Origin of the sequence: Paenibacillus sp. FSL H8-0317, from assembly GCF_045040685.1 — a bacterium.
Classification (GTDB): domain Bacteria; phylum Bacillota; class Bacilli; order Paenibacillales; family Paenibacillaceae; genus Paenibacillus.
Window position 1 is genome coordinate 3,607,933 of sequence record NZ_CP150294.1, and the last position, 25,439, is coordinate 3,633,371.

Annotated in this window: 22 protein-coding genes; 15 read left to right on the forward strand and 7 right to left on the reverse strand. The window is 44.8% G+C overall.

The features are described from left to right. Positions 1-12: 12 nt before the first annotated feature. Positions 13-1,758 (forward strand): sensor histidine kinase, encoded by a 1,746-nt coding sequence (locus tag MHB43_RS16110; RefSeq protein ID WP_405132351.1) that lies wholly within the window; start codon positions 13-15, stop codon positions 1,756-1,758. 105 nt (positions 1,759-1,863) lie between these two features. Here MHB43_RS16110 and MHB43_RS16115 read toward each other — a convergent pair whose 3' ends face one another. The 4 genes from MHB43_RS16115 to MHB43_RS16130 all read right to left on the reverse strand — a co-directional run bounded on the left by MHB43_RS16115 (position 1,864) and on the right by MHB43_RS16130 (position 6,555). Next, complete coding sequence (locus MHB43_RS16115; protein ID WP_307412710.1) at positions 1,864-2,754, reverse strand: carbohydrate ABC transporter permease; 891 nt, start codon at positions 2,752-2,754, stop codon at positions 1,864-1,866. Between the two features lie 18 nt (positions 2,755-2,772). Next, positions 2,773-3,663: a sugar ABC transporter permease gene (locus MHB43_RS16120; protein WP_221821140.1), complete on the reverse strand. Its 891-nt coding sequence runs from the start codon at positions 3,661-3,663 to the stop codon at positions 2,773-2,775. Between the two features lie 90 nt (positions 3,664-3,753). Further along, a complete protein-coding gene (locus tag MHB43_RS16125) occupies positions 3,754-5,358 on the reverse strand; it encodes a hypothetical protein (protein ID WP_405132352.1) in 1,605 nt (534 codons plus the stop codon). 186 nt (positions 5,359-5,544) lie between these two features. Further along, complete coding sequence (locus MHB43_RS16130) at positions 5,545-6,555, reverse strand: alpha/beta fold hydrolase (protein WP_405132353.1); 1,011 nt, start codon at positions 6,553-6,555, stop codon at positions 5,545-5,547. Between the two features lie 124 nt (positions 6,556-6,679). Here MHB43_RS16130 and MHB43_RS16135 point away from each other — a divergent pair, with 124 nt between their 5' ends. Together MHB43_RS16135 and MHB43_RS16140 are read left to right on the forward strand one after the other, a co-directional pair. After that, positions 6,680-7,564 (forward strand): LysR family transcriptional regulator, encoded by an 885-nt coding sequence (locus MHB43_RS16135; protein WP_405132354.1) that lies wholly within the window; start codon positions 6,680-6,682, stop codon positions 7,562-7,564. Positions 7,565-7,675: 111 nt separating this feature from the next. Beyond that, entirely contained in the window at positions 7,676-8,140 is a 465-nt protein-coding gene (locus MHB43_RS16140; protein WP_165980276.1) for an NUDIX domain-containing protein, read from the forward strand. A gap of 162 nt (positions 8,141-8,302) precedes the next feature. On the opposite strand, the gene MHB43_RS16145 is transcribed toward MHB43_RS16140, so the two are convergent. After that, complete coding sequence (locus MHB43_RS16145; protein ID WP_076253083.1) at positions 8,303-8,650, reverse strand: helix-turn-helix domain-containing protein; 348 nt, start codon at positions 8,648-8,650, stop codon at positions 8,303-8,305. Between the two features lie 133 nt (positions 8,651-8,783). Here MHB43_RS16145 and MHB43_RS16150 point away from each other — a divergent pair, with 133 nt between their 5' ends. The 6 genes from MHB43_RS16150 to MHB43_RS16175 all read left to right on the forward strand — a co-directional run bounded on the left by MHB43_RS16150 (position 8,784) and on the right by MHB43_RS16175 (position 13,655). After that, positions 8,784-9,698 carry a DsbA family protein gene (locus MHB43_RS16150; protein ID WP_405132355.1) on the forward strand — a complete coding sequence of 305 codons (915 nt, stop codon included), beginning with the start codon at positions 8,784-8,786 and terminating at the stop codon, positions 9,696-9,698. 165 nt (positions 9,699-9,863) lie between these two features. Next, entirely contained in the window at positions 9,864-10,649 is a 786-nt protein-coding gene (locus MHB43_RS16155) for a MerR family transcriptional regulator (RefSeq protein WP_405132356.1), read from the forward strand. Then, the gene (locus MHB43_RS16160; RefSeq protein WP_405132357.1) at positions 10,646-11,293 is read left to right on the forward strand and encodes a GNAT family N-acetyltransferase; all 648 of its coding nucleotides are present in this window, start codon (positions 10,646-10,648) and stop codon (positions 11,291-11,293) included. Before MHB43_RS16155 ends, MHB43_RS16160 begins: the two co-directional genes overlap by 4 nt. After that, positions 11,280-12,299: an alpha/beta hydrolase family protein gene (locus MHB43_RS16165; RefSeq protein ID WP_405132358.1), complete on the forward strand. Its 1,020-nt coding sequence runs from the start codon at positions 11,280-11,282 to the stop codon at positions 12,297-12,299. Before MHB43_RS16160 ends, MHB43_RS16165 begins: the two co-directional genes overlap by 14 nt. 73 nt (positions 12,300-12,372) lie before the next feature. Continuing rightward, a complete protein-coding gene (locus MHB43_RS16170; RefSeq protein ID WP_405132359.1) occupies positions 12,373-12,936 on the forward strand; it encodes a GNAT family N-acetyltransferase in 564 nt (187 codons plus the stop codon). A 137-nt stretch (positions 12,937-13,073) separates the two neighbouring features. Continuing rightward, on the forward strand, positions 13,074-13,655 hold the full coding sequence (locus MHB43_RS16175) for a hypothetical protein (RefSeq protein ID WP_339185184.1): 582 nt from the start codon (positions 13,074-13,076) through the stop codon (positions 13,653-13,655). A 554-nt stretch (positions 13,656-14,209) separates the two neighbouring features. Here MHB43_RS16175 and MHB43_RS16180 read toward each other — a convergent pair. Then, positions 14,210-15,718: an alpha-N-arabinofuranosidase gene (locus tag MHB43_RS16180; RefSeq protein ID WP_339185187.1), complete on the reverse strand. Its 1,509-nt coding sequence runs from the start codon at positions 15,716-15,718 to the stop codon at positions 14,210-14,212. Between the two features lie 208 nt (positions 15,719-15,926). Between MHB43_RS16180 and MHB43_RS16185 the strand changes: the two genes are divergently transcribed. The 5 genes from MHB43_RS16185 (at position 15,927) to MHB43_RS16205 (ending at position 22,836) form a co-directional block, all read left to right on the forward strand. After that, positions 15,927-16,859: an ArsR family transcriptional regulator gene (locus tag MHB43_RS16185; RefSeq protein ID WP_339185189.1), complete on the forward strand. Its 933-nt coding sequence runs from the start codon at positions 15,927-15,929 to the stop codon at positions 16,857-16,859. Positions 16,860-17,091: 232 nt separating this feature from the next. Continuing rightward, the gene (gene licT / locus MHB43_RS16190; RefSeq protein WP_336757865.1) at positions 17,092-17,940 is read left to right on the forward strand and encodes a BglG family transcription antiterminator LicT; all 849 of its coding nucleotides are present in this window, start codon (positions 17,092-17,094) and stop codon (positions 17,938-17,940) included. Positions 17,941-18,098: 158 nt separating this feature from the next. Then, positions 18,099-20,036 carry a beta-glucoside-specific PTS transporter subunit IIABC gene (locus tag MHB43_RS16195; protein WP_339185193.1) on the forward strand — a complete coding sequence of 646 codons (1,938 nt, stop codon included), beginning with the start codon at positions 18,099-18,101 and terminating at the stop codon, positions 20,034-20,036. Between the two features lie 41 nt (positions 20,037-20,077). Further along, entirely contained in the window at positions 20,078-21,544 is a 1,467-nt protein-coding gene (locus MHB43_RS16200) for a glycoside hydrolase family 1 protein (protein ID WP_405132360.1), read from the forward strand. Between the two features lie 173 nt (positions 21,545-21,717). Beyond that, positions 21,718-22,836 carry a phosphotransferase enzyme family protein gene (locus MHB43_RS16205; protein ID WP_405132361.1) on the forward strand — a complete coding sequence of 373 codons (1,119 nt, stop codon included), beginning with the start codon at positions 21,718-21,720 and terminating at the stop codon, positions 22,834-22,836. 104 nt (positions 22,837-22,940) lie between these two features. On the opposite strand, the gene MHB43_RS16210 is transcribed toward MHB43_RS16205, so the two are convergent. After that, the gene (locus MHB43_RS16210; protein WP_405132362.1) at positions 22,941-23,792 is read right to left on the reverse strand and encodes an AraC family transcriptional regulator; all 852 of its coding nucleotides are present in this window, start codon (positions 23,790-23,792) and stop codon (positions 22,941-22,943) included. Positions 23,793-23,968: 176 nt separating this feature from the next. Between MHB43_RS16210 and MHB43_RS16215 the strand changes: the two genes are divergently transcribed. Beyond that, a complete protein-coding gene (locus MHB43_RS16215) occupies positions 23,969-25,375 on the forward strand; it encodes a glycoside hydrolase family 4 (RefSeq protein WP_405132363.1) in 1,407 nt (468 codons plus the stop codon). Positions 25,376-25,439 lie beyond the last annotated feature (64 nt).

Sequence of the window (25,439 nt, forward strand, 5' to 3'; positions counted from 1 at the left end):
GAGGTGCAGCATATGAAGCATGTTCGGCCCTTCCGAATCAAGTACAAAATTATGGTGATCTGTATGACGGTCATTATCCTTCCGGTATTGGTGATGACAATCAATTCGTATTACTCCTCAGAGCGGTTATTGGCACAGAACTATACAACGTTGCTAAACGATCTGGCCAAACAAACGAATATCCGCATTGACGAGTTCCTCAAGGAGATTGAGAAAATTTCGCTGCTAGCCAGCAATGGCCTTAGTGACAATCTGTCTGCGACTCATGAAGGGAGTTTTCCGATCCAGGATTTCCTGCGAGAGGGTGATGAACATCATGAGATTGCCGCATACAATATTCTGATGAATTATATCATGATGAAAGATCGCGTATTCTCCATCTACCTCTACAATATGAACGGGGGGCAAGACCTTTTTGTCAGTCCACATCAACCCATTGATCCAAACTTCAAAGTAGCAAACGAATTGTGGTTTAAAAAGTTCATGCATGATAAGGATCGAACCATTACCCTCACAACACGAATCGACGAGCAATTGGAGAATAAAATACTGGCAGTGTCACACGCACGCAAAATTCATGATGTGACTAGTGGAAAACTGCTTGGCGTGATTGTTGTCAGCATTGATATCAAATTCATTGAAATCGTCAACCGCAACTTGCAGGAAGGACTGCGCTCCAGATTCATGATTGTTGATGAGGATGACAAGATCGTATATAACGTGAACGAACGATTAATCGGGACACTGTTCCGTGACAACGTTCGTCCGCCTGAATCACTAAATGTCGTGGTGACCAGTCCCCTTAGTCAGCAAAAATGGACAACGTACTTATATATGCCTTTGGATGAACTGACTGCTGATGGCAAAATATTGGGCCGTAATCTGGTGACGCTTGCCATCGTCATTGTTCTTTTTGCTGCCGTCATATCCATCTTTTTATCTCACGTGATCACAACTCCCATTAAAAAATTGCTGCGGAATATTGCTCTAGTGGAGAAAGGTCAGTTCGAACAAGTTGTACCTATTGGCTCCAGAGATGAGATTGGACATTTATCCATTCGGTTCAACAGAATGTCACACGAATTGAAACGGTTGGTCGAACGGATGCAGCAGGAAGAGATAGAGAAAGCCAAGGCCGAGATGCGTGCGCTCCATGACCAGATCAAGCCTCATTTTCTGTATAACACCCTTGGGTCGGTGAAATGGATTGCCTCGATGCAGCAGGCTGATAAAATCGTGGAAATGACCGATGCACTAATCTCGATGCTCCGCTATGCAACAAAATCTGATGGAACTCTCGTAACCATTCGTGAAGAACTCGATAATATAGCGAATTACGTAACGATTCAGAATGTCAGGTACTATGGTTGTATTCAGATGAGATATGAGGTTGAGGATAGACTGCTGAATTATCGCATGCCCAAAATGATCCTGCAGCCGATTGTGGAGAATGCGATTTTTCATGGTCTGGCCGAACTGGAAGAAGACGGAATCATCACTATTCGGATTCAATCACAGCTGGATGAAGTTGTGATCGAAATCTGTGATAATGGCGTGGGAATGGATCATCAAACGATGCAGAATCTATTGGAAGAGAAGTCCGGTGCACGTACGGGAACGAATGGGATTGGATTGCATAATGTGCAGCGGCGAATTCAACTTCATTTTGGGAAACCCTATGGAATACAGGTGGAGAGTGAAATGGGTGAAGGTACCATTTTCTCCATTCTGCTGCCTGCCATTCTAGAAGCCAAATAGTCATTCATGCTTTCATTTATGCATCTCATAATGCAGTACAGCGATCATAAAAATAAGTTTAGATATAAACAAAGGGCTCGCAGTATGAACTGCAAGCCCTTTTGTTCACCCTTTGACGCTACCTAGCACCAAACCTTTGGTGAAATATTTCTGTAAGAATGGATACACGAGCAAAATCGGAATGGCACCCAAGAACATCTGAGCGGCGCGCCCCGTTCTGGCGTTCATCATGGACAACAGCTGCGTATAATCTGACCCAGATTTCAGCATGATTTGCTCAAAACTTTGCAGAAGGGTCTGGAGGTAACTTTGTAATGGATAATTGTCTGGATTGTTCATATAGATAATGCCATCGAACCACGAATTCCAGTGGGCAACGATACTGAACAAACCAACCGTAGCCAGAGCGGGCTTGAGAAGTGGGAGTAGAATACGAAGCAATACCTGTACAGGCCCAGCACCATCGATAATGGCTGATTCTTCAATCTCCTCGGGCAGCCCCCGAATGAAATTCATGAGGATAATCATACTGAATACGGGGAGGGCCCCAGGCAGGATCAGAGACCATATGGAATCGATCAGTCCCATTTTGACGACTACCAGATAGGTTGGAATTAGACCTCCACTGAATAACATGGTTACGATGAAAAATCCCATATAGATATTACGCCCCATCAATTTTTGTTTGGATTTGGAGAGGGGATAAGCCGTGAGTACGATCAGAACCAGATTCACCAACGTTCCGATAACGGTTCGTTGAATGGCTACCCAGAGAGAGGAGAAAAATGATCCTCCCGTTAATGCAAATTCATAGGCTTTTGTCGTAAATTCCACAGGCCAGAACGTAACACTCCCCGCAGATACAGCCGCGCTGCTGCTGAATGAAACAGCCAGCAGGTTGATAAACGGCAGGATACATAGGAGAGAGATTAGAAGCAATATGGTGTAGTTTATGATAAGAAATACACGTCTGCTCATACTTTTATCATAGATCATAATGTAAGTTCCTCCTTCTTAGAAGATACGATAACCAGCCACTCTGTAAGCCAGGATGTACGATACAGCAACGAGAACACTGGAAATGATCGATTTGAATAACCCGACAGCGGTACCAATTGAATACTGTGCTTGTTGAATTCCTAAACGGTAGACATAGGTATCAATAATATCACCGGTCTGATAAACAACAGGGGAGTAGAGATTATAGATTTGGTCAAAGCCAGCATTGAGTACGTTCCCAAGTGAAAGTACGGTCATTAAAACAATGGTTGGCATGAGGAGAGGCAACGTGATGTAGACGGTCTGCTTCCACCGTTTCGCTCCGTCGATCACTGCGGCCTCATAAAGTCCCGGATCAATACTGGTCAGAGCTGCCAAATAAACAACCGTGCCAAATCCGAAGCCTTTCCATATGTCACTCACAATCATCGTCCAAGGAAAAATAGAGGGTGTGCCAAGGAAGGAGATCGGTGCAATCCCAAATACACTTAGAAATGTATTGATAATACCGTCGGAGCTAAGGATATCCAGCATGATGCCAGCCATAATGACCCAAGAGAGGAAGTTCGGAATGTAGACAAGTGTTTGAAATGTACGTTTAATTCCACTGTGTAGTACCTCGTTAAGCAATAATGCGAAAATTACGGGTACGATTATACCACCGATAATCTTAAAGACAGACATGTACAATGTATTCCAGATCGTTCTTACGAAGTTCGGCTGATTAAATATGTGGGTAAAATTATCCCACCCTACCCATGGCGAGTTGAAGCCGAGACCCGGATTGTACTTCTGAAACGCAATAATAAGTCCGTAGAAAGGGATGTAACAAAAGATGAAGACCAAGACCAGGCTTGGGATCAACATGAGATGGTAAGGACTCTGCTGCTTCCATTTTCTCAACATACATATTCCTCCGTTCCTTGTACGCCAAATGTAATCGCTATCAAATAAAGGGGAGAGATCACCCTCATCCCCTCTTTGTGACAAACGAGATTATTTCTTCCCGTAGGCTTCATTAACTGCCTGGGTTGCGTCATCGCCCCCGGCTGCACGCCAATTTTGGACAATAACATCGAAATAATCGATACTTTCGCTACCCATAATGATCTTGGTGAAACCTTCGGTCAGGATATCATCCAAGGTTGTGCCGTAGCTTGAAAGTATTTCTGGCGTAACACCCCATAAGGCCGTCTTTGTATAGTTCTCGCTGTCCAGTACTTTCTTGGCAAGACCATACGCGTTCTTTGGAGCCCCTTGTTGCAAATAATCACCAACTGCTCCTGGGGTTGCATTCTCTATGAATTCCACACTGTTGTTATATTTTTGCCACATACCCGAAGTCGTGAGTCCACTGGTATCCTTGGATTGAAGGGCAGCGGAGACCGCCTCAAATTGCTCGTAATCGGAATTCGGATTAAGTACACGGAACGCTCCAACAACATGGGCAATATCGTTGTCCAGCAAGGCGGATAACGTTTCTGTGGATTCCTTGCCATTGCCTTCATCCACAATATAAGCATAGTCGTTCAAAATTTTGATCACTTCTTCAGGACTTTTAAATCCCTTTTTCATGACGATATAATTGTTGTTAGCGAAAAAGATGGATTGTTTGGCTTCTTTCCCATCAACGGTAGGGATGATATAAGGGTAGAAGATAGCGTCCTTACCCAGATTGGATACCGTATCGACACCCGGATTATAACCCCACCACTGGTAATAAGGCTGCATGCCCACTTTGCCGGCTACAATATCCGCGTTCATCGCATTAAAGTCTTTGATTGCAAATTCCGGATCAATAATGCCTCGCTTGTACCATTCTGACCACTCAGCCAGCGCATTTTTCATCTCAGGCTGCACGGAGCCGTACACGAGTTTTCCACTGTTATCTTCCATCCACATATCCGGATGTGCATTCCATGCAATAGCAAGCAGGTTGAGGTAATCCAATGATTGGTCTACCGCAATACCATAACCGCCGTGTTTTTCCATGAATTTGAGTGCGATATTTTTGATGTCTTCCACAGACTTCGGATCCTGGACTCCCAATTCTTCTTTCCAGTCGTTCCGGATCCAGATGAAGTCTGGTTGTTCTATTAATCCCCAATGCATCTGTGGTATCCCGTACAGCTTACCGTCCTTTTTTCCAGATTCGTAACTGTCCACATCTGCTTCCATGTAACCTTTGAGACGATCTGAAGCGTGTTGATCAAAGACCTCGGAAAGGTCCATGACCATATCTGCTTCGACTAACTGTCTCAGTTGTGATGGATTAACTCTGAATACGTCAGGAAGATCGTTCGATGCGATAGCCAAATTGAGTTTTGTATCGTACTCATCGCTAACCCAGTCTGTTTTGACATCGATATTAAACTTCTCTTTGTATCGCTTAATCCATACATTGTTGGTGATATCGTCGCCCTTTGGATATTTTGCAGAAGAGTATTCTGATGTTACGGTATGAATGGTTGTTGTTCCAGCCTCGTTGGAATCCTTGTCCGTCGTTGAACCTTTATCAGCACCGCTTCCATTGCTACAGGCTGCGAGTAATAAGGTTGACATGCACACAGACAAGACTAAGGTTTTCGTTTTCTTGTTCATTTCTTTTCCCCCTTATCAGTCATATTTCAATAACGCTTACTTGAAAATATTCTAAACGAGAAAGGGGGAACGGGATATAAAGGTTATTGACGAGAACCGGTATTTTTTTTTACTTTTGAGTTGTAGCGGAGAAAAGATAAATGAGCTTTGTGCACTTTTTTTACTTTGTACACCTTCTTTTTTTACTCATGACTCCAAAAATTGCTTTAGATGATGATCGATAACGAGTGAATCCTCTTCGTTTGCTCCGATTCCAAAGCAGTGTCCCCACTTGGACTCTACAGGTTGATACACCGCGTTTGGCATATGCTGAGCATCATACGAACTGTCTTCTGGCGTGAAAAACAAGTCACTTGATCCTGGCATAACGAGTGCAGGAGCAGTGATCTTGCTTAACGCCTGTTCGAAGTTGCCGTCATCTACGGGATTATTGCTAATGTCTCCATATATTCCTGTACGCAACATGGTAATCAAGTCGTTAGCATCGAAGAGAAGAAATACCTGATCCCAGTAATCTTCTACATAAGATTTCAAGGAGTCGTAACCCTCAGATTGGTACATTTTCTCCAAATAGTACGCCTGCGAGAAACCCCATGGAGCATAAGCTCTTCCCATCGCTGCTAGACCGGCAACCGGAGGGCGCTCATATCTACCATTTTTATAATTCGAATCTGCCTGTAACGCCGCGATCATTGCTTCGAATACCAACTGTGTATGGGGTCTGCTCTTTGCCGTTCCGCCAAAGGGGGCAATACGCTCGACCAACTCAGGATAACTGGTTCCCCATTGATAAACCTGCATGGCTCCCAGCGACCAGCCCACAACAAGTTTGATTTTGGAGATACCGAATTTTTGAGTGATGAGTTGATGTTGGGCACGCACATTGTCGTACATGGAGATGAGAGGGAAGTTGTTCTTATCATATGGGGCAGGGGTATTACTTGGAGAAGACGACAACCCGTTACCCAACATATTGGGCACAATGATAAAATAACGACTGGGGTCCAGTGCTTTGTCCGTTCCAATTAACCATTCATTATCTGTGTGAATTCCAGCAAACCATGTTGGGATCACAATAACATTGTCCTTTGCCGCATTTAAGTTTCCATAGGTCTTGTAAGCGATAAAGGCTTGAGGGAGCTGTTGTCCCGATTGAAGCAAAGTATCTCCAAGGTTATATGTTTCATAATCGTTCATAGATGGATTCTCCTTATAAAATAGTAATAACTTGATTTCACTCTACAATACGTCTATTATCAATTCAACGAAACGTTATCGAACATATCATTCATTTATTTTGAACTTGGGAGGTGCCTGACTCATGGAAATACGGCAGCTAAGAACCTTTTGGACACTTGCATCGACCTGCAGCTTTAGTCAAACTGCTGAATTGTTGAGCTATGTACCCTCTACCATAACCATGCAAATCAAATCGCTGGAAGAAGAGCTTGGTGTAAAATTGCTGGATCGATTAGGCAAAAAGGTCGTGTTAACGGATGCTGGCCAACAGTTTCTGCCGTACGCCACTAAGATTTTAAACGATGTAGAGGAAGCAAAGTGCATATCCAGTCAGCACGGAGAATTAGCGGGAACGGTTGTGATCGGAGCAGACGAAGTGCTGTGTGCATATCTTCTTCCAGCCTTGTTCAAACGCTTCCGAGCGGACTACCCTGGTGTGCGGTTATTGTTCCGCCCCTTGTCTGGGCAAGAGCTTAAATCGAGTCTGAGAGAAGGGCATGCCGATGTCGTTTTTGTATTGGATGAGCCTATGAATTCCAAAGACCTTCAGTCAGAGTTTTTAAAGGATGAGACCTTTCAAATGGTCGTTTCTCCCGATCATATGTTAGCATCGCGTTCCGCGTTAGTCATAGATGACTTCAACAAACAGCATTTTTTACTGACCGAAAAGAATTGTTCGTATCGAACTCATTTTGACCAATCCATAACGAAGAAAGGTGCGGATGCTCTGACAGAGCTGGAGTTTCATAGTGTAGAAGCCATTAAACAATGTGTTGTGGCTGGTCTGGGGATCGCTTTATTGCCTGAAATGGCTTTGAAGAAAGAGTTGAGCGATGGGGAAGTGGTTGCTCTGCCGTGGGATTTATCAGATGTATCCTTTTCTGCGCAAATGCTCCGGCATCGGGAAAAATGGATCTCTCCATCCATGGCTGCTTTCATGGAGGTCGCCAAGAGTGAGTTAATTTGATTGTTCAGAATTTGTTTAGATGTATGTGTTAAAATATTCTTCATGGAGATCGTGAGGTTAAATGGAATCAACCTTCAACAACATGATACAGATATATATGGGGGATTAGCAATGGAGAGAAAGATTAGAAATTCTGCAAAAGCATTGATCATTAAAGACGGGAGAATGCTTGCAATGAAGCAGGATGATAATGATGAAGTCATCTACATTCTGCCTGGTGGGAGCCAGAATGCAGGTGAAACCCTGACGGATGCTGTGAAGCGTGAAGTTGCGGAAGAAATCGGAATAGATGTAGAACCGTTATCACTGGAATTTGTCATTGAAGGTGTATACGGTGAAGCTCTTCATCGTGTAGATTTTGTTTTTTTATGCGAGTACATAGGTTTGATGGACCAAGATAGTTCTATTCTGCCAAGTGACGAAAATCAGGTGGAATATGAATGGCTTGAAATTAAAAATATAAACGAACTACCTTTATTTCCTTCAAAATTACGAAAGCAGATCATTAGATTGGTTGAGGGAGAAAAAACGGTTATGTATTTAGGAAATGAGGAAGATGACGACCTGAATAGTTAGATGTGTACACGTCGTAAACAAGCGGCCGTCTTGTATTTATAAAGGAAAGGCTATTTCAAAGGACATGATGGTCCAGTGAAATAGCCTTTTTGTCGTTGAACAAAGTGTACAGAGCGATTCAAAAATGAACATCTATGATAAGGGATTACACTAGGCCAGGAGTTATATATCTTGTTGCTTCACGCCTGCTGTCATATTTTTCTGACCCCATATTACCATGGATTCAATTAAAGGAACCAATTCCTTGCCCGATTCTGTGAGCGAATACTCCACTCTCGGTGGCACCTCGTTATATTGCTCCCGATGCACGATGCCGGAATGAATCAAATCCTTCAAACAGTTCGTTAACATCGTTCCGGTAATGCCAGGCAGTCTTCTCTTTAATTCATTGTAACGTATACAGTCATTTTCACTGAGGATTGCCAGGATCGGAAGATTCCACTTGCCTCCAATGACCTGAAATGCATAAGTCGCTGGACATAACTGATCGAAATTAAACTCGTATTTCACTTGATACCCTCCAATAGTATACTTTTTGATACTAAGTCAGAAAAAGAATCGTACTTGTTCAGAAGATTGTAGACATTATAATCAAACTAACACAAGAAAATCAATTCATAAGACAATATAAAGGCGGGATAACGTGAGTAACGAATCTATGATGTGTGATCTGGAAACAGGCGTATGTGGTGTGAACGAAGAAGAGGCGATGCAAGAAATCAATCTGAATCACGTTGAGAAAAGAATAACTCTTTATTACGCAACAGATCCGATCTGCTCTCACTGCTGGGCGCTTGAGCCTGTGCTTCATCGGTTTATTGAGGAATACGGCCATTATTTTACGATGCAAATCAAAATGGGTGGGCTACTGGCTAACTGGAATGGTTTCTCGGATGGCGCTAACGGGATTCAGAAACCTTCGGACGTTGCAGAGCATTGGAAGGAAGTGGGTGAGCATTCACGCATGCCCATCGACGGTTCCTTATGGCATGATAATCCAATACTTTCTTCCTATCCGCCATCTCGCGTATTTAAGGTCATTCAGAGTACGCACCCTGGTAAAGAGCAGGATTTTTTGAGACGTGCGCGTGAAGCTGTGTTTGCATTTAATCGAAATATTGGAGAAGATGATGTGCTGACGGATATCGTCAATCAACTGGGCTTGAATGGAAAAGAAGTGGTTGAGGCGGCTGCACAGCAATCTGCACAAGAGTTATTAGAGGAAGACTTTGAGCGTGTCGCTAGTTTGGGAGTTAGAGGTTTCCCATCCATTATCATTGTGAATGAAGAGAACCAGGGTATAAAAATTGTCGGAGCGCGTTCTCTTGAAACATATGTGCAAGCACTTCAGCAGGTGCTTGGTGGTGATCTGAAACCAAAACAAATAAACTCGTTGGAGCAGAAAATCAATGAGGGACACCTTCTTTTTTCTAAAGAAATTGAGGTCTTGTACAGTATCGAAAAGAGTGATATTGAATCATATGTGAAATCTGAATTGGCAGAGCACACATATCGTGTGGGTCATATTTTGAATGAGATGTATGTTGGACATATCTGAGGCAGGAAAATACAAGAAATCAAATCCAAAGCAGGTCAGCGATATGACTTGCTTTTTTTGTACATCTGCGAAAAAAACTGATTTGAATTGAAAACGAGGCTTGACCTTGGGTCGGACCTAAGGTTTATGCTATGTACAGGAAGAACAGCGAAGGTGGAGATGACAGTGAATGCTGAAATTACAATTAGCGAATTGGCCCAGCTGATGCACGTATCGGTACATCAAATTCGTTATTTTGAGGAAAAAGGAGTGTTGCATCCGGCTTACACAGGTGATAATCAGTACCGGATGTATGGCATGGATGAAGTGTACAGGCTTGCCCATATTTTATTGCTGCGTAAGATGGGGCTGTCCGTTCAAGTGATCAAAGAATGTCTTACACGTCTGACTCCCGAAGAGATCACACGACTCTTTCATCAGGCACTGACCGATACCGAAGCCGAGATTAAGAAACTTCAGGAGACCAAGCATTTTATGGAGAAGTTGTTGGAGGAAAAAGCAAATCTTGCCGATCCGATGGAGACAGCATATAACATCATTCAGCGCGAAGCCACGCCGCTATCGCTATGGTTTGAGATGGAGGCTACTGCCACGCTGAATGCGCAGACACTTGTACAGCACAAAGGCAAGATCACCAATCTGTTTGAAGCAGATCTCCATTATGTCTACGATTCGTCCGGCATCGTAGGCATGTACACTCCCACTGAGGAAGGAATGCATCATCTGATGCTGCCAGCGGGTACGTACCTCTCCTGTCATCTTTTTGTGGAAAATGAAGAACAACTGGCTGCTCACATTCAGCATTTTTATGCTAACGCCGAAGAGGTGGGGTATGCCTGTCAGGGGCCACTACTCATGGTGGAAAAATCGTATTTATCGTTGTTCACACCCGACAAGCTTCATTATGAATTACTGTCACAGATTATAACAGAACAGGAGGTTGCCTTATGACACATCTCGTTCAGATTGAATGCATCCAGCCTGATCGTTACAAAATAGCCAGCGAACTGATGGCTTATGGATTTGGACATAAATTCCAGAGATCCACTGCAATGTCCTTGTCAGATCTGGCTACAGCTTTTGAGCAGATGCTGCATCATGTTCCCCAAGATACTGGTAATCTGCGCATGGTCGCACGAGAAGACGATGTCATTGTGGGCACAATGTCGTTGAAGTGGAAACCAGGCTCTCATGAACAGATCTCTGGAAAGGTGAAGGGTTCCCAGGTGTGGGACGCTTGCAATCACATCGGCGCTTGGAGACGCCTTCTGCTGTTAACGGGAATTCATTTGCTGAAACACGAACCTGTGACGCAGGAATGTTACATCGAGGATATCGTTGTGCATCCACAACATCAGCGCAAGGGAATCGGCAGACATTTACTCGCCTGGGCGCAGCAATACATGCTGCAATCCCCGCAGATGTCGTATCTCAGTCTGCATGTGGCAAGTCACAACCTGAAAGCCATTCAGATGTACGAACGTCTGCAGTTTCACACACAAAACAGTACAAAAAGCTGGATGACCGGTATGCTTCTCGGTGAACAACAATGGAATTATATGACTCACAATGGAGACAATCATGCTTCAACGTAAAGGAATCTGGATTTCACTACTCGTCTTCATTTTATTAATTGTTGGTACAGGAACGTACATTATCGTGCAACAGGACTACAGTATGGTCGAACAACACATCGAAATTCAAACCCCACAAGGCAAACTGACAGGTACACTGTCTCTGCCTGAGAACGAATCAGGCAAGCTGGGACTCGTGCTTTTCATCCATGGTGATGGTCCGATTGATTCGACACATAGTGATGGATATAAGCCATTGTGGGAGCGCCTTGCTTCCATAGGATACGCTTCGTTGTCGCTGGACAAACGCGGCATAGGTGGTTCCGAAGGCAACTGGCTGAATCAAAGCATCGATGATCGGGTAGTTGAAGCCGAGCAAGCTATCGCTTGGGCAAAAGAGCAGCCGATGATTGATGGTTCCAAAATTGGTGTATGGGGAGCGAGTCAGGCGGGGTGGGTCATTCCCGAGCTTGCAGGCAAGGTAAATCTCGCATTTAGTATTCTCGTTTCTCCAGCGATCAATTGGCTGAGACAGGGAGAATACAACACAAGGAGTCAAATGGCCAAGGATGGATTTTCGGCGGATGAGATACAAGCACAGGTGGATTACAATAACAAGATCAATGATGTGTTGAAACGTCATGGTTCTTATGAGGAATACATTAGGTTTGCACGTCAAGGTGAGGAGCAGATGAACAAGGATCGTTGGAACTTTGTGAGTAAAAACTTCACAGTGGATGCAACGGAGGATTTGCACAATTTCAAAACACCAGTCCTGCTATTGCTTGGAGAAGATGACGTCAATGTTGATATCAAGGATACCGAGCGTGCATATCGTCAGGAAGTCAAGCCGTCTTATTTGCTTCACGAGAAGATTTTCCAAAACACAGAGCATTCGATGCTTCCTACATCCATTGCAGGCTCGGAATGGAGAATGGGTCTGAGATTCCTGTTTGCTCCAAGAAGTATTACCACCGCTGAGTATATGGACGAGATTGAACAATTCCTGAGCAAATTGGCGTTATAAAGAGAACAGGTTGAGCACCGATTTTATATCGATTCGTATTAGAAGGTATAATAAAGTTCTGGAGGTGAACGAGATGCTGGAATTAGAGTTTACTACTATAGAGGAGTGGGATGAAGCAATGTGGGCACGGATGGAGCGGATCTATCATGAGGCCTTTCAAAGCGGTGCGAAGACAAAAGTGATTCTGCGCAGTATGCTGGACCGAGGGGTTGGTTATTTACACACGGGTGTGCATCAGGGAAAAGTGGTTGCGATGGCTGTTACTGGACTGGAGGGGGAGGCTGTGGACCGCATTCTGATCATTGACTACCTCGCAGTTGATCAGAAGCTGCGCGGATTGGGCATAGGAACCTGGATGCTGGAGCAGCTCAGAGCCTGGGCGTTAAGGGAACATAAGATCAAAGGTATACTTATCGAGGCGGAGTCCGGGACAACGGGGGCTCATCAGGAACGCATTCAGTTCTGGCAACGCAACGGGTTCATCCTGACCTCCTATATCCATCAATATAGAATGGTGCCAGAACCATATCAGGCAATGATGCTGCCACTGGATAGAAGCATGCATGTGCCTGATGATGGTGAGGCACTGTTTCGTTATATCAATGCTTTTCACAAGGTTGCTTATCGGAAGAGCTAGACCCCTCAAACGATTTTACTTTATCCAATGAAGCGCTGGTCATTTTTCAATTTCGGCACACGGATGTACTATCGCACAGGCAAGTCGTCCACCCATTGCGTAGACTGAAGTAGATCAAGTCAAGTGAGGTGAATTCCATGGCTAAAACCAATGAAATACACGTCCGGGTGAAACGGCTCAAGGATCGCCCAGTCTGCGTGACTCTTCATAATGGCGAAACGTACGTCGGGTACATCTCTGGCGTTAACAGCGAAGGCGTAGTGCTTACCGGGGGCGGAAAGCTTACTCAGGCTGCAATCACAGCAACCTCATCTGAAGGCAGTGCTCGCAAAACCAAACCTAAAGCAGGGGTGAAGAGAAAAACAGCCTCCTCTCGGAACCGTAAACGGGTGAACAGTACTTGTAAGTCGCAGGTGCGATCCCGGTCGATGTCTCGTTCAACGTCTCGGCCAGCTCAGGTATCCTCTTTCATGCCTATGCTAGGCTCGTTGTTAGGTGGCTTCGGCGGAGCTGGTGGTGCAGGCTCAATTGGAGGTATGTTAGGCGGTGGTATGCGGTTGTTTGGCATGATCCAGCGGTTTACACCTGTGGTCAAAATGGGGTATGGCATGATTAAGCAGATTCAGCCATTTATGGGGGCAGTTCAAGGGCTGATGACTCCAGCAAGCCAAGCAGCTCAGGCTGAAGCCGAAGGTGACGAGGAAGCACAACAAGGATAATACTTGAAATGAAAATCGTGAAATAGAACACAACCTGCGTTGCATTTGGGAAAGAAGCATTGCTAGTATGTTGGGTGATCTGATTTCTTTCTGATCTGGTCTGTTCCTTATCTTCTCCGCTAGATGCTTAACTGCAAGCTGCTCTCCGTAAGCCAAACGGAGGGTGGCTTATTTGCTTATGCTGTATATGAGGTTCGAACCAGCTCAATATAGTATGCTTGCTCAGCGCTAACGAACTTCAGAAACCTTATTCGGGTCAATATCAAGCCGTTAAAATTCTAACGAACAAGACACACCCTATTTGCTGCAAAATGTAGGTGAAAAGGGGCTGATTCTGCATCATAACTTCTCCTGTGTTCGTTAAATTCCTTCGTTGCGAGGAATGAAAACTGAGGTTTCAAATACGCGTCTAACATCTAAATTTGATACCATGTAGTTCGACCGACCATTGTCATACAGCAAAAAGCACCGCGCGCTGGGAGCTGCACGCGGTGCGAAAAGCATTGCTGTTGTTGCAGAGTGGAAACCGATTCTATTCCGCTGTTATTAAGCCTTTAAGCTTGTTTGGTTTTGAGGCGAATCACGTTCCATGATGCTTTGTTCAAGACTGCTTGCACTTTACCCTGATCAACCGTTGTATATCCGCCGTTGTGAGGAACAACGTTACGTGGGTTTTCTTTGGTATTGGTGGCTTTCAAGTCGTTGTTCTCCAATACGATATGCTCCACAAATGTGGTTTCTCCGAAGGAACGCAGATCCACATTCAGTTCCAACTTCTCATCCAGATGTCTGTTCACCGCAAAGATTGTGATCGTGCCGTTTTCTTCATCATGCACACTGATTGCTTCGAGATAAGGCACATCTGTGAAGTCTTTGGAATCATATTTAGGTGAAGAGGTGATGGATCGCAACACCGTACCACGACCGAAGTTGGATGCATGCATGAACGGGAAATAGGTCGTCTGGAACCAGATCGCTCCGTTATTTTCCGTCATGATTGGTGCAATGGTGTTAATCAACTGAGCAAGGCAAGCCATTTTTACACGGTCGGCGTGTTTAAGTATGGTAATCAGATAACAACCCACAGCTAGTGCATCTTCATGTGTATACACATCTTCAAACTCTGGAGGCGCAATCTGCCAACGTTCTTCCATACGGCTTGTGCCGATGGATTTCCAGACATTCCATTCATCCAGAGACAGCATTAATTTCTTTTTGCTGCGTTTCTTGGCTTGTACAAAATCACAGATTGAAGCCACACTATCAATAAATTGATCCAGATCCAGCGATGTCGCCAGGAAGTCATACGTGTTCTCTTTATTGTTGTTGTAATACTGATGCAGGGACAAGTAGTCCACATTTTCATAGGTGAGATCCAGCACGGTTGCTTCCCAATCTGCAAATGTACTCATGTCACGGCTGGAACTGCCGCAAGCCACAAGCTCGATATCCGGGTCTACCCATTTCATCGCTTTAGCCGTCTCATTGGCAATACGCCCATATTCATATGCAGTCATTGCACCAATCTGCCAAGGGCCGTCCATTTCGTTGCCTAGACACCAGGTTTTGAATTTATGCGGGTCCTTGTAACCGTGAGAGATACGCAGATCACTCCAGTATGTGCCAGATGGGTGGTTGCAGTATTCGATCAGGTTTCTGGCCGCATCAATACCGCGAGTACCCAGATTTACAGCCATCATCACTTCGGTTCCAACGAGTTTGGCCCAATCTGCAAATTCGTTTGTTCCAACTGCATTCGTTTCAATCGTCCACCAAGCGAGTTCAAGTCTGCGTTTGCGCTCCGCTACCGGGCCCACACCGTCTTCCCAGTTGTAACCGGATACGAAATTGCCACCAGGGTAACGAACGATGGGTACGTTCAAAGCTTTAATCGCTTCAATGGCATCCTGACGGAACCCTTGAGCATCTGCAGTAGGATGACCTGGATCATAAATACCGCCGTATACGGCCCGTCCCAGATGTTCTATAAATGAACCATAGACACGCGGATCTACTTCAGCAATCTGAAAGTCTTTATCGATAAGCATTTTGGATGTAAGCATGGTAAGTACCTCCATTGGATGAATTCATATTCTTGAAAGAAGTAACAGCGATATTGAATTCGCTTAAAAGCAAAATCAATTCATTGATTTGTTATCTAATATGTATCATAATGCTTATGTATTGAGCAAGTTCATTTTGATGAGTTCGCTAAATAACGAATCCTGAGATTGAAATAGATCGATTTTACTCAAAAAGGAAGTGAACATCATGATGCTTGGGACAGATGCAGCTTCATTGCTAATTTACGAGGCACTGGGAAGTGAAGCCCGATTAAACATTGTGCGCCTGCTGCTACAAAACAGAGAAATGCATATCAATGCGCTTGCCCAAGAGCTTTTTCTGAGCAAAGCTATTGTAAGTACACATGTCAGCAAGCTGCAAAAAGCCGGAATTGTCGGCAGCCGAATGAAACGGGAGAACGGCGGAACGTATAAATACTGTTTTATTCTGCAAGAATTTATGACTATTAATCTCTCCCCTGAACCAGTTGATGCTCCTTTTCATGAAGTCTCTATTCCGGTTGGTCAGTATACGGATTACGAAGCCTGGCCCACCTGTGGCATTGCAACAACAACGCAGATGATTGGGCAATATGATACCCCGGCCTGCTTCATGGACCCGGATCGGGTCAATGCAGGTATTCTTTGGTTGGCACGAGGTTTTCTGGAATATAAGATTCCCAATTATCTGAATACAGAACAGCATCTCCAGGAAATTGAAATTTCACTCGAACTCAGTTCGGAAGCTCCCCAAGTTAATGAAAACTGGCCTTCCGACATCCGTTTTTCCCTTAATGGTCATCACCTCGGAACCTGGACAAGCCCTGGCGATTTCGGGGATCGGAAAGGTAAACATACACCACTATGGTGGAAATTGGACGTCAACCAGTATGGTGTATTGAAAATGCTGCGTATTAACGGGGAAGGCACGTTTATGGATGGTCAGCGCATCTCGGACGTGCGTGTTCAAGACCTGAATCTTGGTGCATCCACCTATTGGACCTTTGGATTGAAGCCAGAAGAGGGAGTAGCTGGCCGAGGCGGACTTACCCTGTTTGGCAAAGGTTTTGGCAACTATGATCAGGATATTCTGATTCGATACTATTATGATGCTCGGGAAAACAAGACTCCAGATGAATAGGTTATTCGTTTTGATGTCAGTTTATAGAGGGAAAGTTCCACGATGAACCACCTGCAGAACAATTCCAGAGTAATGGTATTGACAACGATTACATAGCTGATATAAGATACAGCTATATAAGGAGTGTCACTGATTCGATCAGGCACCACCAAAGTCTGGATTCCACAAGTTTGTTTATTACTTGTGAATTGGACATTGGTGGTGCTTTTTGCATACTGGGGGTGATTGCATCATGAGGTTTAAAAAATCGTTAAATAACAACATCGCACTGGCGGAAGACGCCGAAGGCTACGAAGTCATTGTCATCGGAACGGGTGTTGGCTTCAAAAAAGTAAAGGGACAGCCGATTGAGCAGAGCCAGATCCAGAAAATGTTCCGAATTGGCTCGAATGATAAATATCAGCGAGTTGAACAATTTCTCAGTGATATCCCACTGCAAGTCATCGATATTACGGATCAGATTATTGAAGAAGGCAAGACGATAATCGGAAAAAAGCTGAATGACTCGATCCTGTTAACACTTGCGGACCATATTCATTTTGCGCTGGATCGTTTCAAAAAAGGCGTGGATGTGCAAAATCCGCTTCATTGGGACATTCGCCATCTATATCCTGCCGAATACCGTGCCGGAGAATGGGCAGTTCGAAAAATCAATGATGCTTTTCAAGTCTCATTGCCATCTGGTGAATCAAGCTCTATTGCCCTTCATTTCGTGAACTCACAATTCGACTCGGGCAGTATGAACCAAACGATTAAAATTACACAGATGATTAATGACATTTTAGGTATCATGACAGAACATTTTGGAATGGCACTGAATCAGGAATCTGCTGATTTTTCCAGGTTCATCACCCATCTGAGATACTTTATTGTTCGTCAGTTGAACCGGGAAGTGCTCTCGTTTAAAGATCAGCAATTTCTATATGATGTATTGTCGGAGCGATATCCTGTCAGTTTCCAATGCGCACTCAAAATAAAGGAGGCGATGGAGCAGCAACGCGGATTCGTGATTACTCCCGATGAGATGGTATATCTCATGATCCACATCGAGAGAGTGACATCCCGTACCGCTACGGATTGATCTCCATACAACCTGTTTGAAGTTATACCATCATCAATATGAATTGAATATGGAGTGTTACTGATTCGATCAGGCACCACCAAATGTTTCCGACTCCGCATCTGCAGCGGGCCGGTATTACATTTGGTTTTTTTTTCGCCAAAAAAGGAGGAAGCAGCATGAATCATCGGGAGTTGTCCAAAGAAATTATCCAGTTAACAGGAGGGCAAGAGAATATTACCCAAGCCTGGCATTGCATCACACGGCTTCGTTTCAACGTTCGAGAGCAAAACAAAGTTCAATTGGAACAGATCAAAGCACTCGATGGTGTGCTCGGCGCACAGTTTCAAAACGATCAGTTTCAGGTGGTCATTGGCAACCAGGTTGCAGCCGTATATGAGCAGATCGAGGATCAGATGAAGCAGAGTGGCATATCGAAGCCCGAAACAGACGCGCCACGCTCTAAAGGGATTAATGCTGTTTTGGATACGATCTCCGGCATTTTCACTCCGATTCTGCCTGCCATCGTAGGTACCGGGATGTTAAAGGGGATTCTGGCATTGCTCGTTACACTTGGAGCAATACAGGAGAAAAGCGGTGAGTATCAAGTTCTGTCTTCCATCGCAAACGCGGCCTTTTATTTCTTGCCTTTTCTTCTGGCTCTATCATCAGCCCGAAAGTTCAAAGTGAATGAATATATCGCCCTGACGCTTGCAGGTACTTTATTGTATCCTACGATGCTGAATGCGTATCTGGCAAACCAGCTTGAACCGATTCGTTTTCTCTCGCTGCCCGTGTCCATTGTGAATTACACCCAGTCCGTTATTCCCATTATTCTGGGCGTGTGGCTTCTGAGTTATGTACATCGCTGGGTGGATCGTTTTATTCCCGGTCCGGTCAAAGTCATCTTTACCTCGATGATTGTACTAGTCATCACGGTGCCGATTCTATTAATTGCGATTGGCCCCCTAGGGAATTACATGGGCATCTATCTGGAAATGGGCACTTCCTGGCTCTTTGCCCATTCGGGTCCGTTAACCGGCATTATTCTTGGCGGCCTCATGCCTCTGATTGTTATGACGGGAATGCATTATGCGTTCTTCCCAGGCACATTGCAGAATCTGAGCAAACTCGGATATGACGTACTTTTGCAGCCGATCAACCTGATAACGAATATGAGCCAGGCTGGTGCAGTCACGGCTGTTTTCCTCAAGACCAAAGATAAAAGAATGAAATCCATTGCTTTATCCAGTGGTATATCCGCCTTGCTTGGCATTACTGAACCCGCACTGTACGGTGTCACCTTGAAGCTGAAAAAACCATTTTACGCTTCACTCATCGGTGGAGCAGCAGGGGGTGGCTTTATTACCGCAGTGGGTCTGAAATGCTTCGGTTTTGCTGTACCAGGATTGCTTTCACTTCCGTTATACATTGGGCCGAATGGTGGCATGTCCAACTTCTGGTATGCATTAATCGGAATAGGCATCAGCTTTAGCGTTTCCTTCGTGGTGACTTTGCTGCTCAAATGGGATGAGCCAAATACACGCAATTCCGCCATGTCCGACTCAACACAAACATTAACCAAACAGGATCAGGAGACAACCACTGCCTTTTCTCAAGAAATGGTGACATCTGTAACAGTACATTCCATTGAGGAAAAGAAAGGGGAGGTTTTCAGCCCGCTCATTGGTGAATTGGTGCCGCTATCAGAGCTTCCGGATCAAACGTTTGCCGAGGAATTGACCGGGAAAGGTATTGCCATTCGTCCGCAGGATGGACGTGTTACAGCTCCTTTTGACGGAACCGTCACGTTGGTTGCCAAAAGTAAACATGCGATTATGCTGACCTCATCCAGTGGAATCGACATTCTCATTCATGTTGGACTAAACAGTGTGTCGCTCAAAGGGAAATATTTTGACGTGAAGGTTGCTGCCGGACAAGAAGTGAAGAAGGGTGATTTGCTTCTAGAATTTGATATGGATGGCATTCAGGGTGCGGGTATTGATCTTGTGACACCAGTCATCGTAACCAATACGCCGGATTACCTCGATGTAGTACCAGTTCAGGTGAAGGGGGTGATTCCAATGAATGAATTGCTTCTCCTCACCGTTCGTTGACAGCTTCATGAATACCACATACAAAAAAGGAGAGAAACAATATGACAAAAACGATTAAACACTCATTTCCCGAAGGATTTTTATGGGGCGGAGCTACTGCTGCCAATCAGCTCGAAGGTGCATATGACGCAGACGGCAAAGGACTCTCTACCTCAGACATGGCTCCATTCGTTCCTCATGAGGAGCGCAATGGCAAGGATTTCACCTTCGACGTCGATTCTGTTCAATTGGAAGAATACCTGAGCGGTAACACAGACGTATATTTCCCGAAACGGAACGGCGTGGATTTCTACCACCGCTACAAAGAAGACATTGCCTTGTTTGCGGAGATGGGTTTCAAAGTGTTTCGTCTTTCGATCGCGTGGACACGGATCTTCCCGACAGGAGAAGAAGCAGTTCCCAATCAAGCTGGTCTTGCCTTCTATGATAACGTGCTCGATGAACTCTTGAAATACGGCATTGAGCCGCTCGTAACGATCTCTCACTACGAGATGCCCGTAGAGTTAACCCGCAAATACAACGGCTGGGAAAGCCGCGAGATGATCGATCTGTATCTGAAATTTGCCAATACGCTGTTTGACCGTTACAAAGACAAAGTGAAATACTGGATTACCTTCAATGAAATGAATATGATGCTGACAAGTCTGTATACTGGCGGCGGCATTCTGGAAGATAAAATTAAGGGTACACCGGAGCAGGTAGCCTATCAGGCAACGCATCATCAATTTGTAGCAAGCTCACTGGCTGTCAAAAGCGGTAAAGAGAAGATGCCAAATGCTCAGATTGGCTGCATGATCTGCCGTCTGGAAACGTATGCTGCTTCTAGTAAACCGGAAGATGTGTTGCAGACGATGAAGGAAGATCAGATGAACCTGTTCTACCCAGAGGTACAGGCACGGGGCGAATACCCATCCTATATGCAAAGATATTTTGAGGAAAATGGCATTGAACTGGTTAAAGCTCCTGAGGATGATGCCATTATCCGGGACAATACCGTGGACTTTATTGCTTTCAGTTATTACATGACGTATATCGGAAAATATGACCCAAATGACAACAGCAACTCAGGTATGCTGGTAAGTCAGATCAAAAACCCTCATCTGAAAGCTACTGAATGGGGATGGCCTATCGATCCAATTGGTCTTCGCGTCGCGCTGAACCGATTGTATGATCGTTACCGGATGCCGCTCTTCATCGTTGAGAACGGGCTGGGTGCTATCGACACACCGGAAGAGGACGGGGCAGTGCACGACCCTTATCGCATCAATTACTTGCGCAGCCACATTGAACAGATGAAAGAAGCTGTCGCTGACGGCGTTGAATTGATGGGTTTCACTAGCTGGGGACCTATCGATATCATTAGCTGCTCCACTTCTGAAATGGGCAAACGTTATGGTTTCATTTATGTAGATCAAGACAATGCCGGCAATGGTTCATTAGAAAGAACCCGCAAGGATTCCTTCTACTGGTACAAACAAGTTATCGAGTCCAATGGAGAGATTCTTTAATAAATAAAACGTTTATCTCTTACAAGCCGCCCTTCAGGGCGGTTTTTCATGGTTTTTTTGGGATGAATTAGGTATAATGGCGGTATTCAAACAAAAGGAGTGAATTTTAAATGTCTAACAAGGTGATTGTGCTTTAGGTTCACAAAAGGATATTTGCGTTACAGGGATTCCTTTTGTGGACATTGCAGTGCGGGAAACCGTCCCAACAATGTTTACTGGAGGAGATCATAATTAACTTTAACGAAGCTGTTAACATTAGCAATACGCATATACTGGCATTGGTATCCGAGCTGTTTGACCTGGAGGGTTACGATATTCAGCTTATTCCGCCTCATGAGGGTGGACGTAATGTCGTTTACACTTGCGAGCAAAAGGGGCGTAAATCGCTAATTCTACGGGTGTCTTTTTTGCCTGACAGAAAGCGGGCAGATTACATGGCCGAACTGGAGTATGTCCGGTATCTGTTTGAGCACGGTGCAAGTGTCTCGAATGTAGTCAGCTCGAAAAAGGGCCATCTTCTGGAAGAGATCACTTATGATGAGCATACGTTCTTTGTCTGTATGTTTGTAAAAGCCAAGGGGAAGTTGCTGGTAGAAAACCATTATCAGTACCGTGAAGGGGTTCCACTTAGCGAATACTATTATAATAGCGGAAAAGTTCTGGGCAGGATGCATCAACTATCGAAAGGGTACACTCCCGTCCATCGCCGGCATCATTTGATTGACAATTACAGCGGTGAATATATCGATAACCTGGTACCTGAATCATTTCCTCTGCTTAAGGAGAAGATGGTTGAGCTTCTATATACCTTACAAGGTTTGGATGCAAATAAGGAAACATTCGGCATGATCCATTTTGATTATAACGATGGGAATTACTCGATTGATTTTGATACCGGTCAGATCACCGTGTATGATTTTGATAATTCATGCTTCGGTTGGTATATGTATGATCTGGCAGATCTATGGACGCACGGCGTCGGCTGGATTCAATTTGAGCCGAATGCGGATAAACGCAAACAGTTCATGGATGACTATTTCCAAACCGCCCTCGCTGGATATACTTCCGAGACCAAGATCGAAGATTCGATGCTGGAGAAGCTGCCTTTATTTATTCAAGTCACTCTCTTGGAGAATATTCTAGGTCAATTTGAGGAAATGCAGCGTGCTGGCGAAGAACTGGAAGCTAACGAAGAACTGTTGTATCTCATTACATGTCTGGAAGAGGATATACCGTATAAAGGATTTTTCCATGAGATGTATTCCAATGAAGCTCCTTTTGAGTACGAGTGACGCTGAAGGGACCTGTACGTAAACTAAAACCTGAATAACCAAGGATTCATCAAGTGCGGAGGCAGCCGGATCGACCGGTTGCCTCTTTGTTTGTCTGCTGTATTTTATTCAAATTTGGAAGGGGGCACGTTGTAGAATTTTTTGAATGCTTTGGAGAACGTAAAGGGATCGGGATAACCCAGAAATCCGGCAATTTGCTGGATCGTATATTTTTTCTCATACAGATAGTCTCTGGCCCGGTTCATTTTGATCTGATTGATATACTGCCCCGGTGTGATACCGAGAATTTTTTTAAACAACGAAATAAAATATTTCTCAGAGACGCCGGCAATATCTGCAAGTTCGTTAATTCGGATGGCACGATGCAGATTCGCATCCACGTATGGGAAGACATTTTGCAGAACCTCCAGACTTCCTTCGATCTTCCTCGGTTTTCGGTCTTTCAGAAACTCACCGTGATATAGGCCTTGCCTATGTAATTCCAAAATTTTGGCGATGACAAGAAGTAGAGAGGCTTTCAAATAAAGTGGACTGGCGGAAGCGCCGCTACTCTGCTTGAATCTTCGATAGGACGAGGTGAATAGCGTTGATTCCTCTTGAATCAGATTGCCAGGTACGATGCCCGGGAGTTGAAACTCGCCGAGAATCCGCTTTTGCTCAGCGATGCTGAAATCAAAGTGCATGTATACGAATCGGCACAACTCTCCGGTCGTGGAAGCCATATAGGGCATATCCGGATAAAAAAACACGACGTCACCCGGGTTCGCCATATGCTCGATTCCATTGATGGTAATCTGGACGGAGCCAGCTGTAATGAACCACAGATCATAATCGGAATGAGACTTGTGCTCCGTCCAATTACTGTCGTGTGTTTGTTCCAAATAAGAGCTCATGCGAAGTGTGATATACTCCGAAAGTTCGTCGATTATACTCATATTTACAGTTCCTGTGTGCATCTAATCCGACCTAATCCTCTCGACTTTATGACATCCTTTATATTTCACTATCATAACAAAGGATTTATCTCTTGTTAACTAGCGTACGATATGACATGTTTTGAAAACTATCACACATTCCGATTCCAGCCCACTCACCTATAATGAACTTATATCGTTAAGAGGAGGGGTTATTGATGAATGCTACAAGTACTCAGCATCCAAAGGTAGTTGTTATTGGGGCGGGCAGCCTGTTTTTTGGTCGGCAGTCCATCTGGCAGATGGTACACTCCCCATATTTGAATCAGGGAACGCTGGCTTTGGTGGATACGGACGAGGAACGGCTTTCGAAAATGGTAAAACTAGCGGAGATGGTCGCCAAGGAGAACAACGTATCCCTAAAGATTGAGGGTTCAGTGGACCGAAGAGAGGTACTACCGGGAGCCGACTTCGTTGTGCTCAGCTTTGCGGAAGAATCGGTGAAATATCGGGGCATTGACTGCCAGGTTTCTCTAAAGTATGGAATTCGTATGTGTTCCGGCGATACAATTGGCCCTGGTGGAATCTTTCGCGCGATGCGGGAACTGCCGGTTATTATGGAATGTGCTAAAGACATTGAGGAGTTGTGTCCGGATGCTTGGGTGATCAATTATATTAACCCGTCTACCGTTCATGGCATCGCATTACATCGATATGCACCCAGTCTCAAATCATTTGCGCTGTGCGATAGTCATCATATGCCGCATAAAAAAGCCTATTATGCTGTACGAGCCGGAATCATTGAAAATACAAGCCAGTTCACCGAAGAGATCAACCAGAAATTCGATTTTCGTATCGCGGGTGTTAATCATTTCACTTGGCTGCTCAAAGCCGAGTATGAAGGAAAAAATGTGATGCCCACAATTGCAGAAGCCATGCGCAAGCTGGCAGGTGATGAGAATAACGGCGGTGATCGCGGCGCAAAAGCTCTTTTTAACGATGCGATTACCTATGAACTATATGATATTTTCGGAATCATTCCCACTTGTACGGCGCATACGAAGGAATACGTGCGGTATTGGCAGGGTCTCGGCAAAACTGCGGACACCATTCCTCCATTATCGATCTGGGAGACAGAGGACAGGTATGAGCGTCATGACGAAATGTGGCGTCAGGTGGATGACTTTCTTGCAGGGAACATCCCGATTGCCGATTATATGAGCACCTTTGGACCGGATCATGCGACCGACATCATTGAGAATATGGTGGGGAACTTGGGCAAAAAGTTCTTTATCAATACGCTCAATCAAGGCGCCGTAACCAATATGAATAACGATTCGTTCCTGGAACTCCTGTGCGATGTAGATATGGATGGAGTGAAGCCACTCCATGTAGGCGAAATGCCGCGCGGAATTAGAGGGATGCAAGAACTTGTACTGGATACGCATGAGCTTACGGTTGAAGCTGTTCTGGAACAGAGCTACGAGAAGCTGAGAAGGGCGATGCTCACCGACCCGCTCGTGAGTTCCATCAGTGACGCGGACAAGATCATCCATGAATTGTTGGAATTGGAGCGTAAGATGATTCCTGACGTTTGGTACAAGGACAGATTGCAGTATAGCTAAGCTAAGCTAAGATAATGATAAAGACCACGTTGGCTCTGAACTGCACCCCAATTGTTAGACACAA